This is a genomic window from Dankookia rubra (assembly GCF_004355005.1).
GTDB classification, from domain to species: domain Bacteria; phylum Pseudomonadota; class Alphaproteobacteria; order Acetobacterales; family Acetobacteraceae; genus Paracraurococcus; species Paracraurococcus ruber_A.
In genome coordinates, this window is record NZ_SMSJ01000012.1 from 104,586 (window position 1) to 123,083 (window position 18,498).

An 18,498-nucleotide genomic window follows, 5' to 3' on the forward strand; every position below is an offset into this window, starting at 1 on the left:
CTTCACCCGCCGCAATGCCTTTCTTGCCACCACGGCCATCGTGGTCTGCGGCGTGGCGGGCATCCTCTACGTCGGCCTGTCCCAGCCCGGGCCGGAGGATTTTGGCTTCCAGGTGCAGGCTCCGGCCATCGCGGCGGAGGCGCCCTTCTCGCCCACGCTCGATCGCTACGCCGGGGTGCCCGTGGCGACACCGCGTTCCGCAGTCATCGCTGCGGAAGCCCCTCCCCCGCCTTCGGCCGCTGCCCTTCCTGCCCCCGTGCCGGTGGTGCCCGTGGCCGCGCCCGCGCCGCGGCCCGCCGAAGTCGATCCCTTGGCCGAGCAGCGCCATCTCCTGCAGCAAGCGACGGCACCGATTGTGGTGCCGGTCGCCGCGCCGGCGCCCAATGAGGATGTTGGCAAGCTCTCGGCGATGATGACCTCGGTCAGCGCTCTGCTGAGCGACAGCCTGAAAGCGCAGATCGCTCTGCGCCGGGAAGTCGGCCAGCTGCAAGCCGATCTCCGGTCGGCCCAGGCCGACGCCAACTCGCGGATCGCATTCCTCGAGGCGAAGGTCAGCATGGCGGCAACACAGTCCGTCGCTGCTGGCTCCGGCCAGGCGGTCTCGCCTCCTGCGGCCGCGCCGCCGCGGCCGGCTTCGGCGCCCGCTCCGCGTTCCGCAGCTTCCGCGACGACGTACCGGATCACCGGGGCGGCCAACAATCTCGCCTACCTGGTCGCAATCAATCCCGCGCCGGGTCAGCCGCCGGCGGTCGAGGCCAAGCCCGGCAGCGACGTGCCGGGCTACGGCAAGGTGCTGTCGATCAGCCAGAAGGGCATGGCTTGGGAGATCCTGACCGAGCGCGGCACCATCACGAACTGAAGGAACGCGCGCCGTGCAGTGGTTCATCACCTTCAGTAACCGGGTCGGCGGGCTGGTTTTCGCGTGGCTCGGGCCGATGTGCCTTATCGCCGGCATGGCCGCCATTGCTGGCGGTGCCTATGCGCTCTGGCAGTCCGCCAACCCGCGATCCAGTTGGTACGCCCGCAGATGGGCGCCTGTCTGCGTCATGATGTTTGGCTTCATGCTCGTCGGGTTCACGAACTTGCTGAACCTGACCGGCGCGAGCCTTGGCACAACAGGCAGCTATGGCGTCGGCATGTCCTCCTACGAGCAGGTCGACATCGGCGCCTGGGCCAACATGACCCCGGCGCAGGCACTCGTGGCGATACTGGAGAGCTTCAAGCTGTTCTGGGCCGCAGTAGGCGCTGCCGTGTGTTTCCGTGGCGTCATGGCCGCGATCGGCGTGGCCAAAGGGACGCGCCGCCACGGCTGGGGTGTTCCGGCCGTGTGGTTCATCAGCGGCAGTCTCGTGGCGCGCATCGATCAAGTCGCTGCGTCGCTCATCAATCTGCTTCCGACCGGATCCTGACCAGCAGCGGCGCCATTCGCGCCGGTCGGCCGGATATTCCTCAACAGAGGGCGACAGTTTCGCCAAAGGAGAAGCACCATGCTGCGCCTACGCAATGCCATCACCATCCGGGCGGCCCTCGCTGCCTCTACCGCCACCGCCGCGCTGTTTGCCGGCGTCCCGGAAGCCCTGGCCCAGGGCGCGGACCTGTTCGCTCGCGGCGAACAGATCGGCGCCGGCCTCGGCCGCGCCGGCAGCGCCATCATGGGGCCGCTGTTCCTGATCGTCGGAGCGATCGTTTTCCTGCTGTCGGCCTGGTATCTGTTCGGCGGCGCCAACCGAAACAACCAGGGGCGCGGCCTCTACGGCATGGCGATCGTCGGATTCATCGCCGGCTCGATCCTCGCCGGCATCGGCGGCTTCGCCACGCTCGGCGCGCAGACTTTCACCGGCGGTGCGGCGACCGCTTCGGTGCAGCCCTTCACCTTCGGCCGCTGAGCCGACGATGATTCCCCTCCTGCCGCTCGGCTTCGCTGTGCACCCCTCGGCCTGGGCCGCAGCCCTCGACGGGACCAAGCCAAAGGAATGCACCGCAGAGCCAGCGCAGGATACCGGCCCGTGCCGCTTCTGCGGTGATCCACGCCCCGTTGCGCCGGCCCCCCTGCCCCTGGATGGCGACCACAGCAACCGCCAGGCCGCCAACCTTGTCACCTCCTGTCTGCACTGCCGGGCCCTGCATAGGCTCGGCAGTGACCAGATCGACCGCGAGGCGGTGCTGATCTGGCTGCCGGATACCAGCCAAGCCGCCCTGAGCTGGCTCGTCCGCGCCATCCATCGCGTGTTCGTCGCGCATGGCGAGGCTCCCTGCCTCGCCAGCCGGCCCGCTACCGACACGCCGCGGCTTCGCGCCGCCTACCGCACCTATCAAGCCCTTGATCGCCTCTCCCACGATGCGGAGACGCGGATCGGCACAACCTCTCCCCGCGAGCTCGGGGCCGCGCTGCTCAGTATGCCGGAGCCCCGGCGAGTAGTGCCGGCCGGGCTGCGCCTGCTCCATCAGGGCCGGCACCATGTCGCCGGCCGCGACGTCTATCCGGCCCTCCTCGAGGCCGCCTCGGAGCTCCCCAAATGAGATGGCTCACCCGCGCGCTTGCTGACATCCAGATCAGCTTGCTCAAGCAGCCGATCACGGCGTTCTGCGACATCAACACGGCCGGTGACGACTGCCTGCTCACGCACTCGGGCGATGCCGCGACAATCGTTCGCATCCTGGGAGTGCGGCGTACCCTCACGGAAACCGACATCAACCGTGCTGCCGATGGCCTGCGGCTGGAGTTGAGCGGTGCGTTCGACCAGCCCGGCCACGCCATGCAGTTCTGGTTCGGCGTCGACCCCGGCCTGTCCAGCACGGAGATCCGTCGCGTCCTGCGCGCCCCGCGCGGCACAGCCGACCACCTGGGGCTGGATCTGAAGGACATTTTTGCGGAGCGTGAGCGCCGGCTTCCTACCATGATGCGGTGGGAAGCGGCCTGCGTGGTGCTCTGGACCAAGCGCCGGGCCGCCCTCACCCGCCTCGAAAACAACCTCGCCGACGGCCAGATCAACGCTGCCAGGCAGGCGATGCCTGACATGGGCGACGCGCAACAGCCGTTCCTGGCAACCGACGTGGTTGTTGGGCGTCACCGCGCATTCGTGGACCGCGTCCTTGGCGCGTTGCGCAATCAGCAGATCACCCACGAAGAGATTTCCCCGCGGGAAATGCTCCGCGTCTCCCGCGAGGCCTTGTTGCCTGAGACATCGGGCACTGAGTGGACCCCGAGCCTGCCAGGCGACCCGGTGATGCCGCGCCTGACCGATGAGGGTCAGCCGGAGACGGCCGAGGGCCTCCTCTGGCCCAGCTTGCCCGAGCAGATTTGCACCGAGGGAGGGACCGAGCTCTCGGCCTCCACGGTTCGGGTGGGCGCCCATGATTGGGCCAGCCTCGACATGTGGCTTGGCCCCGAGCGCCCGCAGCCTTTTGCCCACCTGGTGCACGGCATGGCCCTGGAACACATCCCGTGGCGGGCCTCATTCCTGATCGAGGGCGGCGCAGGCACCACCTACGCCATGAAGGCTGCCGCGGCGCAGCTGCTCTCTTTCCTGCCGTCCAACCGCGCGACATGGACCGGCATCAAGGCGAACGCCGACCTGCGCGATGCCAGCCAGGACGTGCTTGTTCGCCTCCGAGCCAGCTTCGCCACCTGGGCGCCCGCCGGCGAGGCGGGGACGCTGCAGCGGCGGAAGGCGATCCTCGAGCACCGCGTACAGACCTGGGGCAACCTACGAGCCAAATTCGGCGCGGGTGATCCTCTGGCCGGGCTCATGAGCAGCACGCTTGGCATGGCCGCCGCGTCGACCGCCAAACCGGCGCAGGCGCCGCTCGGCGACATCCTCAGGATGATGCCTTGGGCACGCCCAGGCTCGCCCTGGACGGATGGGCCGGTGCTCTTCCGCTCTCCGGACGGCCGAATCTGGCCCTACGACCCGAGCAGCCCGACCCGTATCAAGGTGACCGACATCTACACCGGCCCGAGCCGCCGGGGTAAGTCCGTGCTCGCCAACACCAACCTGCTCGGCTTCATCCTGTCCAACGCTGCCCAGGGGCGCCGCGGGGCGCGGCTGCCTTTGGTTGGCAAGATCGACATCGGCCGCTCCGCCGAGGGGCTGGTCGTATTGCTGCGGGAGGCCCTCCCAGAGGCGCGGCGGCAGGAAGCCCTTTACGTCAAGCTGCAGGCCATCGCCGAGCACGCGGCCAACATCCTGGATACGCAGGTCGGCTGCCGCCGGCCCCTGCCGTTGGAAAAGGCCTTCCAGCAGTCATTCCTCAGCCTGATCACCACACCGCCTGGTGGCGTGCCCCAGGAAGGCATGGGGATGCTCATTAGCCTCGTGCTCGATGAGGTCTACCGCATGTTCGGCACCGAGGGTGCCAACACTAGCCCCAAGCCCTACCACCCCGGGGTTGAGCCTCGCGTAGACCAGGCGCTGCGGCAGATCCGGGCATCCCTGCCGGAGGAGCCTTACTGGTGGGAGGTTGTGGACGCTCTCTGCGCCGCCGGCGACCACGTCACCGCCGAAGTGGCGAACCGGCATGCGGTCCCGCGCATCAGCGACCTGATCAGCGCCGGCCGCAGCCAGCACGTTCAGCAGCTCTTTGAGCGCGTTATCCCCCACCAGGTCGAGACCCTGGTGGAGATGTTCGAGCGCTACATCAAGGCGTTCGTCCAACGCTTCCCGACTTTGGACGCCCCGACCCGGATCGATTTCGGGCGGGCCCGGGTGATTGTGCTGGATCTGGACGCCGTCGCTCCGACCGGCAGCCCGGATGCCGACTGGCAGACGAGCGTCATGTACCTGCTCGCGCGGCACATGATCGGGCGCAACTTCTTCCTGCGGCCGGAATATGCCGAGCACGTCCCGCCCCTGGTCCGGGACTACCACCTTGAGCGCTTCACCGAAGCCTATGAGGCGGTGAAGCGCTTGGAATACGACGAGTACCAGCGCACCGTTTCGCAGCCTGACGTGCGCTCCCAGGTCGAGCGCGACGACAGGGAGGGCGCCAAGCACGGCGTCCAGATGGGAATTTCGAGCCAGCGGTCGGACGACTTCGGGGAGCACTTGTTGTCGCAGGCGACCGGCCGGTGGATCTGCGGCGTCGGTGATGCCGATGAGGCCGACCGCCTCGCTGATCGCCTGCGCCTAGCGGCCGGCACCAGGGAGACGATCCGTAGCCGCCTCAACGGCCCCGACCACAGGCACGGCGGCGCACCCTTCGTGCTGGTCATGAATGCCGCCGATACCGTCTGGGAGCAGATGCTGGTCAACAGCCTCGGCCCGGTCGAGCTCTGGGCTCTCAGCACGACGCCCGAGGATGCCGCTCTGCGAGACAGCCTCTACGACCGGCTTGGATTCGGCGAGACGCTCCGCCGCCTTGCCCGGGTGTTCGCCGGCGGGACCGCCGTCCGTGAGATCAAGCGGCGGAAAGACCGCCGGGTGCTCCGGGGCGAGGAGAGCGAGCGCGCCGAGCAGGGCGTCGTCATGGAACTGTCCAACGAGATCGCCAATGGCGTCGGGCTCGGCATGATCCTCCGTGACGCGGAAAGCCTGGCAATCGCCGCGGAATAGCCGAACGCCATTCGCGCCGTCGCGCCTCACCTTGGTCTCACCACCAAGGAGGCATGACGGTGCGACCCTTCTCTCTTGCCGCGGCCGGCCTACTGATCGCCCTGGCCGGCTGCGCCAACCATCCCAGTGACCGCTACGACGTCGACGCCGAGGCCACGGCCAACCCCGAGGTGGCCTTGCTTCGGTCTTTCGATCGCGTCGACCGCGCTATGGCCGCCATGCGCGCGACCGCGAGGCCCGGCCAGGTAGCGCCGGCCGAACTCCAAAAGCCCATCGTTTGGCGTTGGTCCGGTCCGATGGATCAGGCCGCCAAGGCGCTCGCCGACCGGATCGGCTGGAGCTACGCGGCGCCCGACCCCGACGCGCCCGTCATGCCGACCGTAACCGTCGACGCCAACGGGACCACGGTCCTCGACGTGTTCCGCTCCATCGGCACCCAAGCCGGCGACCGCGCAACCCTGCTGGTCGATCCCGACCGGCGCATTGTCCAGGTGCAGCGCCATGTCTGACCGCCACACCCTCCGGGCGGCGCTCCTCTGCGCTACCGTCCTCACTGGCCTCGCCACAGCTGCGCCGGCGCGGGCCGGTTCCGCTGGCGACGGGATCTCCGACGCGCCGGTGCCGCCGATGCCGTCCGCCGAGCAGGTGGACCGGGGCAGCCGCATCGCGGCCCGGGGCATCAACGTTCCTGTCACTGGCGCCAGCATCACCGGCCGGGTGACCGGCGGCGGTCGCCCGCCCTCGCTCGAGGCGCTGCAGGCCCTGCGCCCGGCGACCCTCGCCGAGAAAGGGGCGGACGGGATGCGGATGCAGGCCGTCTGCCAGGAAGGCAAGGCCTACGGCGCCCGCGGGGGCCTCTCGGCCCGGAGTTTCGGCATTAACGAGATGCTCCGTCGGCACGAGCCCGCCCTAGACGCCCGGTATGACTTCAGCACGGTCGCCATCTCCACGGGTGGCCGCACCACCATGCTGCTGCCGCCCGTGGTCAGTGAGGCTCAGATGGCGTTCGCCTTGGGCGACGGCGGCCAGGTGGCCCGCGAGACGGGGCGGATCTACCGCATCACCCGCCAGGGCCGCCTTACGAGCACCGTCCCCGACTGGCGGAGCTATCTCGTCCGGCAGTGGGGAACGCCCACGCCGCCGGCGGAGACCCTGCGGCCGCGCACGGACAAGGAAGCGGACACCTGGGCGCGGTGCGTCGCAGATGGCTGGGCTGAGGGCGAGCGGCTCGCGGTCGATACTTTCATGTCCGATCTGGCGACGCTTGAGGGGGACCTGATCGGCATGGCGCGCTTCCACGTCCTGCTCCGCTCCGGACTGGTCGAGCAGCCCCAGATTGCCGTGAAGCATCTCCGCGTCCAGGGCGGCGGCGACCGGCTCAACCTGCAGGACACCACGATTTCCATTACCCGCCAGCGCGGCCTCAATCCCAACACCAGCCACTGGCAGCCGACTGCCGGCGTCGAGGCCGATGGACCGATTGGGAGGATCGCCCGGTGACGCTGAGCCTTCTCATCGTTCTCCTCTGGCACGTGTTCGCCACGCTTGGGTTCACTGTCATTTACCAACGCTACCTGCCGGTGCAGGTCTTCGGTGGGCCAGGTGGCCGGACGGTCAGCATCCTGTCGCTGAGCGTGGTCTCAGCGATTCTGCTCTACCAGTTCATGGCCTGGGTCTTCGCATGACGATGCTGGCCGACCTGCCCCTCGGACCCCCTCGCTGGATCCGCGAGGGGCTCCCTCTCACCCGCGACACTCTCAATGACCTGCTTGGTTGGGCAACCGCGCAGGAGGCGTCCGACATTCGGCTGCAAACCGGCAAGCGTATCGTCCTGCAGGTCCATGGCCGCGTCCGGAAGATCGGTGAGCGCCGACTAACAGAGAACGAGGTCGAGGAGGCGGCGAACGCTTTGCGTGGAGCGGACGCCATGGCGCAGATCAAGTCGGCCCAAGACTTTGACACGGCCTACGAGATCAAGCCGGATCGCAAAACCCGCCTGCGGTTCCGAGTGAACGGCAAAGGCGCTTATGCGCGTGGGGTGGATGGCGCGGCACTGGTCATTCGAGCCATGCCGTTGGCGACCTGGCCGCTATCCCGCCAGAACGTTGACCCGCGACTTGAGGCCTCGATGTTCCCCCGGGACGGCATCGTCATCGTTGCCGGCGCCACCGGCACAGGCAAAACGCGGCTCCTGGGCGGCGTGACGAGAGCGATCCTGGAGGATGCGAATAGCCACCGGATCATCACCGAGCTGTCAGCGCCGATCGAGAACATCTACGACGATATCGACAGCCCGACCTCCGAGATCACTCAGGTCGAGATCGGCCGTAATCTGCCGAGCTTCGGGGGCGGCCTCCGCAACCTGATGCGTTCGGCCTGCAACGTGGCCATCGTCGGGGAGTGCCGCGACGCCGAAACCATGGCGGCCGCGGTCGATGCCGCGCTGACCAACCATGCCGTCTACACGACCACCCACGCAGGCACTCTCGGCGAGACGATCCAGCGAGCCGTCAGCCTCTGCCCAGAGGGGCAACGGACCGCCATGACGATCGCCTTGGCGCAGTCGCTTCGGCTCATCGTCAATCAGCGCCTTGTCTGGTCGGTGGACGGCAAGCGGACGCCAGTCCGGGAATTCCTCGCTTTCGACCGAGCCACCCGACGCAAGCTCGCGGCTACCAGCCCCGATGAGTGGCCCCGCCTGGTCGAGGCCCTCGCAGAGGAGCAGGGCACGACCTTCGCAGACTCCATTCGCGCCGCCCTGTCCGAAGGTCGGATCAGCAAAGAGGTGGCGGAAAAGGAACTGGCCAGTGTGGCGTGATACAGCGCGAGACGTAACTTTCTTTGGCCTGGACGCATGGGCTTTGGCACCATTCGTCGCCGTGCCGTTCAGCGGCTGGGACTGGCGGATGATCTATCTCGCCGTTGCCATCGCCATCATCTTCGCCCTGATGCGCGCCGCGGGCCTGTCCGTCGTCGGCGCTGCCCGGCGAATGCGGTCCTGGATCGCGGGACGCGAGCGGCCGGCCACGCCGCCCTCCAAGCAGCGGTTCTTTGCATGAGCGCCGCCGTATCGCTCGAGGCGGTTGCCTCAACCCTCGGCCGGGTGCTGCAAGGCTCCGGCCGCGACGTTCAGCTGCGAGACCGGGCGAGCGGCCAGATTCGCTCCGTCTCGCTTGACTTGGCGACGGCTCCGGACGGACTGCTGCCCGTGTTCCTGGCGGCCGGCGACGCCGTTTGGCGCGAGGCGACTGGCGCCGGCATCGGGCTCCGCATCGAGCCAGACGAGCGCGCCCTGCTTGGCTATCGCGCGGCGAAGGTCGGCAACGTGCCGTTCGCCACGATCATGCTAGCCACCATCGAAGCGGTCGAGCAGGCGGCGCGACCTGGCGTGCTGCTGGTCAACGACCTCAACGCCGTGTGGCGCGCGGCCACACCCCTGCCCGTCCTGGGCAATGCACCGGGGCCGGTCCCGTGATCCGCCACGCCCTCGCTGCCCTGCTGCTGTCGGCCGGTGCGGCGGCGGCGCAGCCCTACACCAATGCGCCGGGCCCGGTGCCTGTGGCGCCCCCCGGCTACGACCCTGCCGCCTACGTCACCGGCTGCATCACGGCGGCCGGTACCGCGCACCGCATTCCGGCATCGCTCCTGGTGCTGATCATGCGGGTGGAGAACGGCCGCCTCGGGCGCGTCACTCCGAATGCCAGCGGCGCTCCCCCAGATGTCGGCCCGGCCCAGGTCAATGCGATGTGGGTTCGGCGGCTGGCCCAGCGTTGGCAGACCACCCCGGCGGAAGCCTTCATCGCGCTCCGGGACAACCTATGCGCCAACCTCGAAGCGGCCGCATGGATCCTCCGAGATGCCATCGACAGCGCCCCAGACGACTTCTGGAAGGGCGTTGCGCACTACCACAGCCGGACCCCGCAGTTCCGCGACCGCTATCTCCGCCTGCTGCGCGACCAAGCAATGGCTCTGCTCGAGCAAGCGCGGCGCCGTCCTGAGACAGCTTCCATGGCGAGTGCCGACCGATGAACAACGAGAGCCGGGGCCCCGCCCCTGAGGAAGCCCTGGTCATCATCGGGGGCGTGGTGCTGTTCGTTGCCGGCAGCACCTTCGCGGCCTGGTGGTTTTGCCGCGACGAGATCATCACCGCAGTCCTCGCCACGCAGCACTGGCTGATGGCGCCGGCGCACCTGGTCACAGACGCCTATCTGAATCTGGACCGTCAGGTGCTCACCGCCGATCCAAGCAACCCGGAGATCGGCCCCGGAGCTCTCTGGCAGCTCGCCCACGATGTCGGCCGCTTCTGGCGTTGGCCCGCCTGCCTGCTGCTGCTGACCCTGGCGGGGCTTTGCGCCCGTCAAGCTCGCGGCCGGTACAAGCGCGACTTCGACCTGCGCGGCCTCATGCGCGAGCAAGCGGTACACTTCCGCACCATCAAGCCCTTCCTCTCGCGCCGCCTCGGCCCGGTCGCACCGGCCGAGGGCGAGCCGCGCCCCATCGACCCCGTCCTGCACGCCGGGGAATGGGTAAACCGCTTCGCCCGTACCCCGGAGGGGCTGTTCTCGGAAGCGGGTGCACGCAGCGCGCTCGCGCGCCAGCTCGGCCCTCTTTGGGCGGGCTACCAGGCCGCCCAACCGCACGTCCGGACCATGTTCGCCGTCCTCGCGCTCTTTGCCGCTCGCCAGCGCGAGGAGGCGATGGACCTCCTTGGCGACCTCGCAGAGGCAGTGCCGCCTGGTGAGAAGGAAGGGCCGGAGGGGCCGGCGCAGGCCTTGTCGGTGCCAGCGTCCGTGGCCATCGCGGCTGATGCCTGGATGCGGGATCCCGAGATCGCCGGCCCCGCCGAGCGGCTCGCCGCTGCCCACGCCTACACCTACACCGCGCTCATGAGCTTGCTCTGCCACGCGCGGGAGCGGAGCGGCGTGTTCAACCCTGGCCTCTTTGCCTTCGTCCAGCTGATCGACCGGCCGCTCTACATGGCCCTCGACAGCCTCGGTGCACCGACACCAGGCCAGCCTTGGCACCGCAGCGCTGCCCAGGCGCCCTATGCCGAAGCCCTCGGTGCCCGCGAGCACTGGTCCACCGAGCGCGAAATCGGCCGACCCGTCTACGTCCCCATGGTCGGCATGGCGGCCAACGCCATTCGCGCCGCTGTCGCGGATGCTGACCTGGCGGCGGACTGACACATCCGTCCCGTACTACCGCAACCAGCACCGAGGAGAGTGACATGCCAACACGAACCCATACCCGTTCTGTGGGGCAGTTCCGTGCGGGTTGATCTTCCCCCTAACTCCAGCCTGCACGTCGCGGTCGGCCTCGATGTCAGTCTCCGCGGGGATGGGGTGCATGTCAGGCCCCGCCACCGCACCAAGGGGATTGTCGCCGCCCTGCTATGCATCACCTTGTCCGCGGGCGGCGGCTTTATCGCCGGCACTTGGGATAAGGTGGTCACGGCCGGTGCGGAGAACGGCGTCGATCCTGCGTCCATGCTGGAGCCAGTGACACGCCCGCTTGGCCTGCGCAGCGCCGCCGCCCAATCGCCACCGCTCCCCCAGGCAACGCCGACCGTCGTCACTGCACCGCCGGCAACCGGTCGTCCTGCCCAGGCCGATCCCTTCGGTCTGAGCGACTAACCATGGCGACCGTCCGCCGCGACATCTATGGGCCCGACGCCGCCGCCGAACGTTCGGCGGCGGATGTCTATCAGCCAGTCCGTTCGACCGGTGAGAGCTTCCGCCAGGCGCTGATGGGCGGCGGATCGGTTGTCCTGCTGGCGGCTGCGGCCGTCGCCGTGGCGGCCGAGTCCGCGATCGTCGCGGGGGTGATCCCAGCGGCCTGTGCCTATGCCTGGGCCGTGCTACGCCGGTCAGTGCGCCTGCCGCTGCGCATGCCCCTGTCCTCGGGGATGCCGGACTACAACGACCCGCTGCCCGGTTCCCGCAAGCCCCGCAAGGCGGCCGGCATCATCTACCTGGGCATCGACCACACGACCGGCCGCGAGCTCTGGATCAGCGACGATGACGGCCGCCAGCATGTGTCGGTGCCTGGCGTCACCGGCGCCGGCAAGACCACAACCCTGCTCGGCCTCTGCGCCAACTCCCTGGCCATGGGCAGCGGCTTCGTCTTCGTGGACGGCAAGGGCGACACCGGACTCTATGCCGACGTGTACCGCCTGGCGCGGGTGTTTGGTCGGGAGAAGGACGTCCGGGTCATCAACCTGCTGGTCGCCAGCGGCGCTCGCGACAGCCACACATTCAATCCCTTCGCGTGGGCCAGCGCGGACGCGATCCGCGAAATGCTGATCTCGCAGATCGAGCACAACCCCGAAGGCGGCGGAGACAACAAGGTCTTCATGCAGCGCGCCGCGGCGCTGCTGGGCGCCAATGCACCCGTGCTGGTTTGGATGCGAGACCACCACAACGTCAGCATCGACATCGACAGCATCCGCTTCGCCACGGAACTGCAGAGCGTCGCGGATCTCGCCTTTGAGCGCAGGTTCCGCCGGCGCGACCCGGTCAGCGGCGAGATCGACCACATCGACGTGCCGGACATGCCGGAGGCCCTGGTTGCCCCGCTCCGCTCTTACCTTGGCGACACCGGCGGTTACGACATGGAGATGCATCTCAACAAGCGCCCCCGGGACAAGGCCAGCGAGCAGCATGCGTATGTGACGATGCACTTCAGTGCGACATTCACCCAGCTTGGGGTGTCGCTCGGGCACATCTTCCGCTGCCAGATCAGCGGCGTCGACATGCGCGACGTGGCGATCAACCGCCGCATCCTGGTGGTCAGCCTGCCGGCCCTGGAAAACTCCGGCGAAACCACGGCCGCGCTCGGCAAGCTGATCGTTGCCTCCATCCGCAACATGATGGCCCAGACCTTGGGCGGGCGCCTCGAGGGGCGGCACGGCGACATCATTGCGAACAAGCCCACCACGGCCCCGACCCCCTACCCCATCGTTTACGACGAGTTGGCGGCTTATGTGTCGGTCGGCACCAAAGAGCAGCTGCAGCAGGGCAGAAGCCTGGGCTTCATGTTCGTGCTGGGCTGGCACGACGTCGCCGGCCTCCGCGCCAAGATCGGCGACGTGACGTACTCCCTCCTAAACAATGCCAACCTGCAGATCGTCCTCCGGCAGAATGAGGGCGGGCTGAACCGACAGCACATCGAGCAGACGCTTGGCGAGGCAGAAGTCACTCAAACAGCCTCCTACCGGGCCGAAGGCGTCGGCTTCCTGCCGGCGCAGAGTGCCGAGGTGCGCAGGACCGCCCGCGTCGACTGGCGCGATGCCCGCGGCCTGATCCCTGGGGAGGGCATCATCACCCTGGCAAACAACCGGGTTCACGCAAAGCTATTCACCGCAGTCCTGCCCAGGCCAGGCAACAACGACCTCTACCGCGTCAACCGGCCAGTCCCCCTGATGCCCCCGGAGCCGAGCGCCGCACGAGGCTTGGCGGACCGCATCGCCAAGGTCCGGGCGGCCCTGGAATGCGGCGGTAATCCTGCGGCCGATCCACCCGTCTCTGCCGTCTTGAAGGCCGCGCGCGAGGGCTTTGCCACCTCCATTGCGGCCGGCTTTGACCTAGCCGTCGCAGCAGACGCGGCGATCAACGCCGTGGGCGCGGTTCCTGCTGAGGAGCCGTCGCCAACCCCGGCACCCACCTCCGGGGCTCCGCCGGAGACAGAGTTCACCCCCACTCTGCACGCCGTCGCTACGGCACCGACCGAAGATGAAGGCGAGCAGGCTCACCTCGCTCACCTTGGCCGCGAGGTTGAAGCCTTCCTTGAAACTATCTCTGCGATTGAGCACTCGATTGGCAGGGCGCCTGAAGAGGCGGAGCAAGAGGCGCGGCGCTCAATCGCCCTGCGGGACGATGGCCTGGAATCGGCGACGCTGCCCAAGCCGCCAGCAATTCACCCCGAACGACTACGCGATGTCCTGGACGCTCTTATGGAGGATCTGGCCGATGACTGATCCTCGTTTGGGTGGCCTGGTCGTAGCCTAGCCAACACTGGCTAGGTGCTTAGCCCGGCTCAGCAGCTAGGAGAGAGGACCCCATGGCAGGCTCTATGTTTTTCCTTGGTCGCGGTTCTACGCCTCAGACCGATATGGAAGTGCACCGCGTTGAGGTCGGAAAGCCGCACCCCTATCTCACGCCCCCTCCGAACGGCGGGCAGGCGCTATCGTTTGCCACCGGCTTCCCGACATTCAATATCTTCCTGACACCACCCCTGCAGGCCGAGATCAGCTCGTTGAGCGGAACCTGCGTTGCCTGCGGCATCTACACCGACGCTACCACCGTCGTGCCAGTCTTCGTGTTCCAGGGCAAAAGCCCCGGAGCCTGGGCCATCCACGCCCCGATCGATGACGCGCCAGGGATGGTCCAGGACTGGATTGCCTCAGACACCAACATCGTCAATTTCCAGCTAATGGACCGGCGCGGCATCGTGCAAGTGCTGCGGCACATTGGGCTCCCGCCCGACGTTCTGGAGGCCCTGAAAGGCGCAGCCTCGAAGCTCCGCCATCCGGCTGGCATCGACGGGTATGTGCGGGCCTTGGAGACCCTGGGAGAGGACGGCTTGTGGAAGTGGTCCAAGCGTTGGATCTGGGATCCGAAACGCAAGGAATTCCAGGCTCAGAGGTAACCCACAGCTAAAAGGCGGCACCCCGAAAGGTGCCGCCTTCTTCACTTTGAAGACCGCCTATCCGGCGGGTCAGATTCGCCTCTGGGAATGGAGCAACCACCCTGACCGCACCAAAGAATTCCTTGGCGGTTGTTCAGTAGTTTGGTCCAGCCGATAGGCGAAACAGCACAAGCATGGTCGCCCTATAATGGTTGCGAGAGGGCTTATTTATCACCTCGGGCTTGGCTCGAAACCACGCTCCCGGATCGGAGCCGGCCGCGCGGCTACATCCGCCTTCGGCAATGGGCCGAGGCTGCTCCCCGCCACGAGCCGAGACGGCGCAGGGTTCTGGGTCGCGCTGCGCATCTGAGCAGCATAAGCGTCCACCTTCCCCACGAGGGCGGCGCGCAGTTCCCGATCCGCCGCCCGTTGTCGGTGCTCCTTCGTGTGGTTGCGGCCGGCGGCCTTCTGGCGATGAACCCTGTGCTCGGTCTTCATCCACTGATCCGTAGTCGCATCCACGTCTTTCCTCACCCTATCGACCAGATCGAGCCCGAGGGGCTTGCGAGGGGCATACGCCATGTCTTTCGCTGCCTGCTTCCACAGGTGCTCTGTCGTGACCTCGCTCTGGTCGCCGATCGCACGCCCGTGCCGCACCGCTTCAAACAGTCCTGCCTCGCTGATCAGCGTCCAGGTCTCCCATTCGGAACGGCTCTCCGCAGGGTAATTGCGGAATGCGGTAAGCCCGGAGGTGCCATGGGTCAGGGCGTTGATATGCTCAGCCGAGGTGATGCCCTGAATGCTGTCGACGGTTTGGGCCCAGCCGGAGGCAACCAGCAGGCGGCCAGACCGGGAATGCACCAGCCGATCCCAGCTCACGTCCCCCACGTCGCCGTGCCGATTTCTCAGGCGCAGGCCGGTCTCAGTAATGGCTTCGACCGTCACCATGGACCCGTTGTTGCCGAGCCAGCCGAACCGGCCACCGAACCTGGCGCCGGTCCGCTGGAACAGCCTCAGTCGGTCGCCCTTGGCGATCGGCAGGTCGTAGATCTCGCCGCGTTGGTCAATGGCCTGGTACCAGCGCTCCTCGCCCACGATCTCACCTCGCTGCCGGAGGGTTGTGCGGATCTCGGCGCTGATCTCCGCCGCGGCGGCGTTGGTCAGGGCGGAACAGCTGACCGACTTGGTTGCGCCGGCGGCTTCCAAGGCATCGCGCCGCCGTAGGAAGAAGTCAGCCGTCTGCCGGTTCACCTCGTCCTGGTCGCCGCCCAGCAGCCGGGCGGTGCCTGCCTCGCGCTTCATCTTGAGCGCATCGAGAACCTCATCGGTCCGCTGCTCGGCAGTCATGCCATCCTTGTTACGGAACATGCTGGCGACCTTTTTGAGCTCGTCCGTTTTCTGCCGGACCGTCGACAGCAACTCAGGCCGCGCCTCTACGGGGATGGCCCGCTGTAGCAGGGCGATGGAATCGCCCGCCTCAATGGCCTGGCACTGCTCCCGGTCGCCCAGGCCGCGGATCGTCATCCCGGTCTCCGCCTGCAACTCCATGAGCCGCTGCATCGAGCGCGGGCCGACCTGGGACATTTCCTCAATGATCAGGACGGTGTTCTGCGTCGGCCGCCACTCGCCGCTGTCGATGGAGCGAAGCAGCGGATCCAGTGCGATGGTCCGGTCAACGCCGGCATCTTTCAGGGCATCGGCCTGCAGCCAGGCGTTAGCCGTGCCGATTACCTCCCGCCCCTGCGGGCTGAAGCGCGTATCCGCGTGGTAGGCCATAACCAACGGGGTCAGCAGGGTGGACTTACCCGCGCCGGCGATCCCGGTCAGGAAGGCGACCCCGCCGGCGGTGCCCAAGGCATAGATCGCCGCCACCTGAGCCGCGCCGTGGTCGTTGTCGAACTTGATCCCGCAATTCTCGATGGCCTGGCGGAGCGCCGCATGGGTCAGCGCACCCGTGCGGTCCTGAGATGCCGCCCGCGCCAACTCCGCCACCCGGCGCTCAATCCGCACCTGCTCGGAGTTGGTGACACGCATCCGGCCATCGCTCACGCCCTCAACCAGATAGGCTTGCTGCCCGTGGAACTCGAAACCGCGCTCCCGGATGAGCCCAACCACCCGCTCGACGTCCGCAGTGCCCTTGTAGCCCGCACCGATCAGGCCGCGGATTGCCCAGAGCTCCACGACATCCTGATCCAGCACCGCTGCCGTCTCGAATGCCTTGGCCAGGTGGCGGGCGGCGAATGCATAGGCCGCGTCGTACCGCTGCGCGTCGGTCAGCTGGGCATAGGCCGTTCCCTCGAGCACGGTGCTGTGGGCCCAGCCGAGCGCCTTGGCCTGATACCGCCAAGCCTCTTTGGGAGTGAGCCCTTCACGCTTCGCCCCTGTCTTGGCGGCCTTTGAGTGCCGCTCGAAGATCGCGGCGGACTGCATAAGACCGAACTTCCGCTCGGCCGAGAGCTTCTCCCAATCCTCGCCCATCCGTTTTGCGTACTTCTTGGCGTTCCGCTCCGCCTGCCGATGGCCTTTCGAGAAATGGTCAACGGCCCGCTGGTCAATCGCCGAGAGCACGGCGAACCTGCCGGTCGGATCGACCGCCACCCGGACCCCCAGCCGCCGCATTTCTTCCGCCAACACGGCTTGACCCAACGCTCCCCACACATGCACCCGCGTATTGGTCAGGCGCTGCGTGTCCAGCGAGCCGAGGCGGCCGTCATCGGTGACGACCATGTTGAACATCGGGTTGTGGACGTGCGTCTGCGGGTCGCCGACGGTCGGGAACTCGGCCAGGTAGGTAATGCCGGTTTCCCCGTCTTTGACCTGCAGGGTCGGGCGGGCCTGGGTGTGCGGGAACGAGACCCACCCCACTGCCCCTGGCTCCGCAACTCCCTTCCCCTCGAACCCAGATCGGGCCCAGCCGAGGTCGGCCGCGATCGCCCGCATGGCAGCATCATTGGCCCGCAGCACCGCCGTCCAAAGCAGCGCCTCCTCCGCCGGGGATTCGGCAAACTCGATCGCCAGCGTCACTGACTTGTGGGGGGAGAAGGTGAAGTCGAGCGACGAATTCTCCCGCCGCCACCGGCTCCACGGCATGCCGGTGTCGCCCCGCTTTGCCTCAAACAGATGGTTGAGCTCGCCGGCCTTTGGGGACCGCGTCGGATCGATGCCCAAGGCCTGGGCGACGACGTGCGGCATATCCACCCGCCAGTGCGCCCGCATCTCCCGGCCCGTGTAGTAGGCCGTCAAGCGCCCCTCTTGATCCTTATGCTGACCCGGCTCGCACCGCAGATCCCGCTCTGGATCCGGCTGATGCTCGGTGAAATAGGCCGACACCAGCTTGCCGGAGGATGCAGCAAGGATCTTGCGAAAGGTAATCATTATGGTTGCTTCGCGGGAATGCTGAAGGTCTGCCCGATTGCCTGGACAGTTTGACCGGGCACGCCCTCCACGGCCCCACTGATCTCTGTGAGGTGCTCCTTCAGCTCACGCACCGCCTTGGCGTTGGTCGACATCATCTTGCCGAGCAGTTCCGCCGTGGTCGGCCCCTTCTCCTCCTCCCCCTCCTCCTCCTCGGGCGCCAGGATACCCAGGACGCGGTCGATCTTCTCGCCCTGGATGGTCTGGTGCCGTGCCACGAGCGCGACGCTGGTTGTCAGGTTCGCGATGCCCTGTTTGATCTCGGCCAGGGCTACCCGGAGTGCTTCATCCATACCGGCACTCTCGCGCCGACCGGCGCGAATGGGGTCAGGGGACCGGGCGCAGCCCGCACTAACAGTGCATTGGTGTATAGCCCTTCCCTGACTGACGTTTGACTGACGCCGCACTGCCGCCAGGGTAACCCGCCACTGCCGGCTGACTGCCGGTCAACTGACGTCCGGCTGACGCCATTCGCGCCGGTGGGGGCCACGATCATGGGATGTCAGACTCCGCCCTAGACCGCCTGAGAGAGCGAGCGCAGCAGCGACCCTTTGCTGGCCGATCGGAGGCCTATCGCTGGTTGCGGCGACGGCACACGGCCATGGCCGCTCTCTTTGAGGAATTCCAGCCTGCCTGGGCCGAGGTAACGGCCGAGATGGTAGCGGCCGGCATCACCGGAGGCCGGGGTAAACCCCTGACGCCCGACGCCGTGCGGCGCATCTGGAAAACCGTGTGCCGTGATGTGGCCGAGGTTGCTCGGCAACGGGCCGCCAGCCCCAAGCCACCTTCGGGCTGGGCGCCGGTGCCGGTAGCCATCCTGCCCGACCCCGCCAAGGCGGCGCCAGCACGGGCCTTGGCTCCGGTAGAGCCGCCGACACCCAGGCCAGCACCGCCCAGGCGCCCCACT

Annotated in this window: 17 protein-coding genes; 15 read left to right on the top strand and 2 right to left on the bottom strand. The window is 67.6% G+C overall.

The window, feature by feature from the left end; all coding sequences use genetic code 11:
• The first annotated feature begins 52 nt into the window (after positions 1 to 52).
• From E2C06_RS12280 to E2C06_RS12340, 15 genes are all read left to right on the top strand, one after another.
• Entirely contained in the window at positions 53 to 859 is an 807-nt protein-coding gene (locus E2C06_RS12280; RefSeq protein ID WP_133288891.1) for a hypothetical protein, read from the top strand.
• A gap of 13 nt (positions 860 to 872) precedes the next feature.
• Entirely contained in the window at positions 873 to 1,409 is a 537-nt protein-coding gene (locus tag E2C06_RS12285) for a hypothetical protein (RefSeq protein WP_133288892.1), read from the top strand.
• Between the two features lie 78 nt (positions 1,410 to 1,487).
• Entirely contained in the window at positions 1,488 to 1,886 is a 399-nt protein-coding gene (locus E2C06_RS12290; RefSeq protein WP_133288893.1) for a hypothetical protein, read from the top strand.
• Between the two features lie 7 nt (positions 1,887 to 1,893).
• On the top strand, positions 1,894 to 2,520 hold the full coding sequence (locus E2C06_RS12295) for a hypothetical protein (RefSeq protein ID WP_133288894.1): 627 nt from the start codon (positions 1,894 to 1,896) through the stop codon (positions 2,518 to 2,520).
• On the top strand, positions 2,517 to 5,552 hold the full coding sequence (locus E2C06_RS12300; protein ID WP_133288895.1) for an ATP-binding protein: 3,036 nt from the start codon (positions 2,517 to 2,519) through the stop codon (positions 5,550 to 5,552). The genes E2C06_RS12295 and E2C06_RS12300 overlap by 4 nt, the downstream gene beginning before the upstream one ends.
• Positions 5,553 to 5,605: 53 nt before the next feature.
• Positions 5,606 to 6,061: a DotD/TraH family lipoprotein gene (locus E2C06_RS12305; RefSeq protein WP_133288896.1), complete on the top strand. Its 456-nt coding sequence runs from the start codon at positions 5,606 to 5,608 to the stop codon at positions 6,059 to 6,061.
• Positions 6,054 to 7,052, top strand: coding sequence for a type IV secretory system conjugative DNA transfer family protein (locus tag E2C06_RS12310; RefSeq protein WP_133288897.1), 999 nt, complete (start codon positions 6,054 to 6,056; stop codon positions 7,050 to 7,052). The genes E2C06_RS12305 and E2C06_RS12310 overlap by 8 nt, the downstream gene beginning before the upstream one ends.
• Positions 7,049 to 7,237 (top strand): hypothetical protein, encoded by a 189-nt coding sequence (locus E2C06_RS37515; protein WP_165982351.1) that lies wholly within the window; start codon positions 7,049 to 7,051, stop codon positions 7,235 to 7,237. Before E2C06_RS12310 ends, E2C06_RS37515 begins: the two co-directional genes overlap by 4 nt.
• Positions 7,234 to 8,370, top strand: a complete 1,137-nt coding sequence (locus tag E2C06_RS12315) for a type IV pilus twitching motility protein PilT (RefSeq protein ID WP_165982352.1) — start codon at positions 7,234 to 7,236, stop codon at positions 8,368 to 8,370. The genes E2C06_RS37515 and E2C06_RS12315 overlap by 4 nt, the downstream gene beginning before the upstream one ends.
• A 43-nt stretch (positions 8,371 to 8,413) precedes the next feature.
• Positions 8,414 to 8,611, top strand: a complete 198-nt coding sequence (locus tag E2C06_RS12320; RefSeq protein WP_133288899.1) for a hypothetical protein — start codon at positions 8,414 to 8,416, stop codon at positions 8,609 to 8,611.
• Complete coding sequence (locus E2C06_RS37520; protein ID WP_165982353.1) at positions 8,608 to 9,027, top strand: hypothetical protein; 420 nt, start codon at positions 8,608 to 8,610, stop codon at positions 9,025 to 9,027. Before E2C06_RS12320 ends, E2C06_RS37520 begins: the two co-directional genes overlap by 4 nt.
• Positions 9,024 to 9,581 carry a lytic transglycosylase domain-containing protein gene (locus E2C06_RS12325; protein ID WP_165982354.1) on the top strand — a complete coding sequence of 186 codons (558 nt, stop codon included), beginning with the start codon at positions 9,024 to 9,026 and terminating at the stop codon, positions 9,579 to 9,581. Before E2C06_RS37520 ends, E2C06_RS12325 begins: the two co-directional genes overlap by 4 nt.
• Positions 9,578 to 10,735, top strand: a complete 1,158-nt coding sequence (locus E2C06_RS12330; RefSeq protein ID WP_133288901.1) for a secretion/conjugation apparatus DotM-related subunit — start codon at positions 9,578 to 9,580, stop codon at positions 10,733 to 10,735. The genes E2C06_RS12325 and E2C06_RS12330 overlap by 4 nt, the downstream gene beginning before the upstream one ends.
• A 452-nt stretch (positions 10,736 to 11,187) precedes the next feature.
• A complete protein-coding gene (locus tag E2C06_RS12335) occupies positions 11,188 to 13,527 on the top strand; it encodes a type IV secretion system DNA-binding domain-containing protein (protein ID WP_133288902.1) in 2,340 nt (779 codons plus the stop codon).
• 83 nt (positions 13,528 to 13,610) lie between these two features.
• The gene (locus E2C06_RS12340) at positions 13,611 to 14,198 is read left to right on the top strand and encodes a hypothetical protein (RefSeq protein WP_133288903.1); all 588 of its coding nucleotides are present in this window, start codon (positions 13,611 to 13,613) and stop codon (positions 14,196 to 14,198) included.
• A 210-nt stretch (positions 14,199 to 14,408) separates the two neighbouring features.
• Here E2C06_RS12340 and mobF read toward each other — a convergent pair whose 3' ends face one another.
• Both mobF and E2C06_RS12350 read right to left on the bottom strand, forming a co-directional pair.
• Positions 14,409 to 17,552 carry a MobF family relaxase gene (gene mobF / locus E2C06_RS12345; RefSeq protein WP_133288904.1) on the bottom strand — a complete coding sequence of 1,048 codons (3,144 nt, stop codon included), beginning with the start codon at positions 17,550 to 17,552 and terminating at the stop codon, positions 14,409 to 14,411.
• Positions 17,552 to 17,884: a hypothetical protein gene (locus tag E2C06_RS12350; protein ID WP_133288905.1), complete on the bottom strand. Its 333-nt coding sequence runs from the start codon at positions 17,882 to 17,884 to the stop codon at positions 17,552 to 17,554. The genes mobF and E2C06_RS12350 overlap by 1 nt, the downstream gene beginning before the upstream one ends.
• Positions 17,885 to 18,498: the final 614 nt, after the last annotated feature.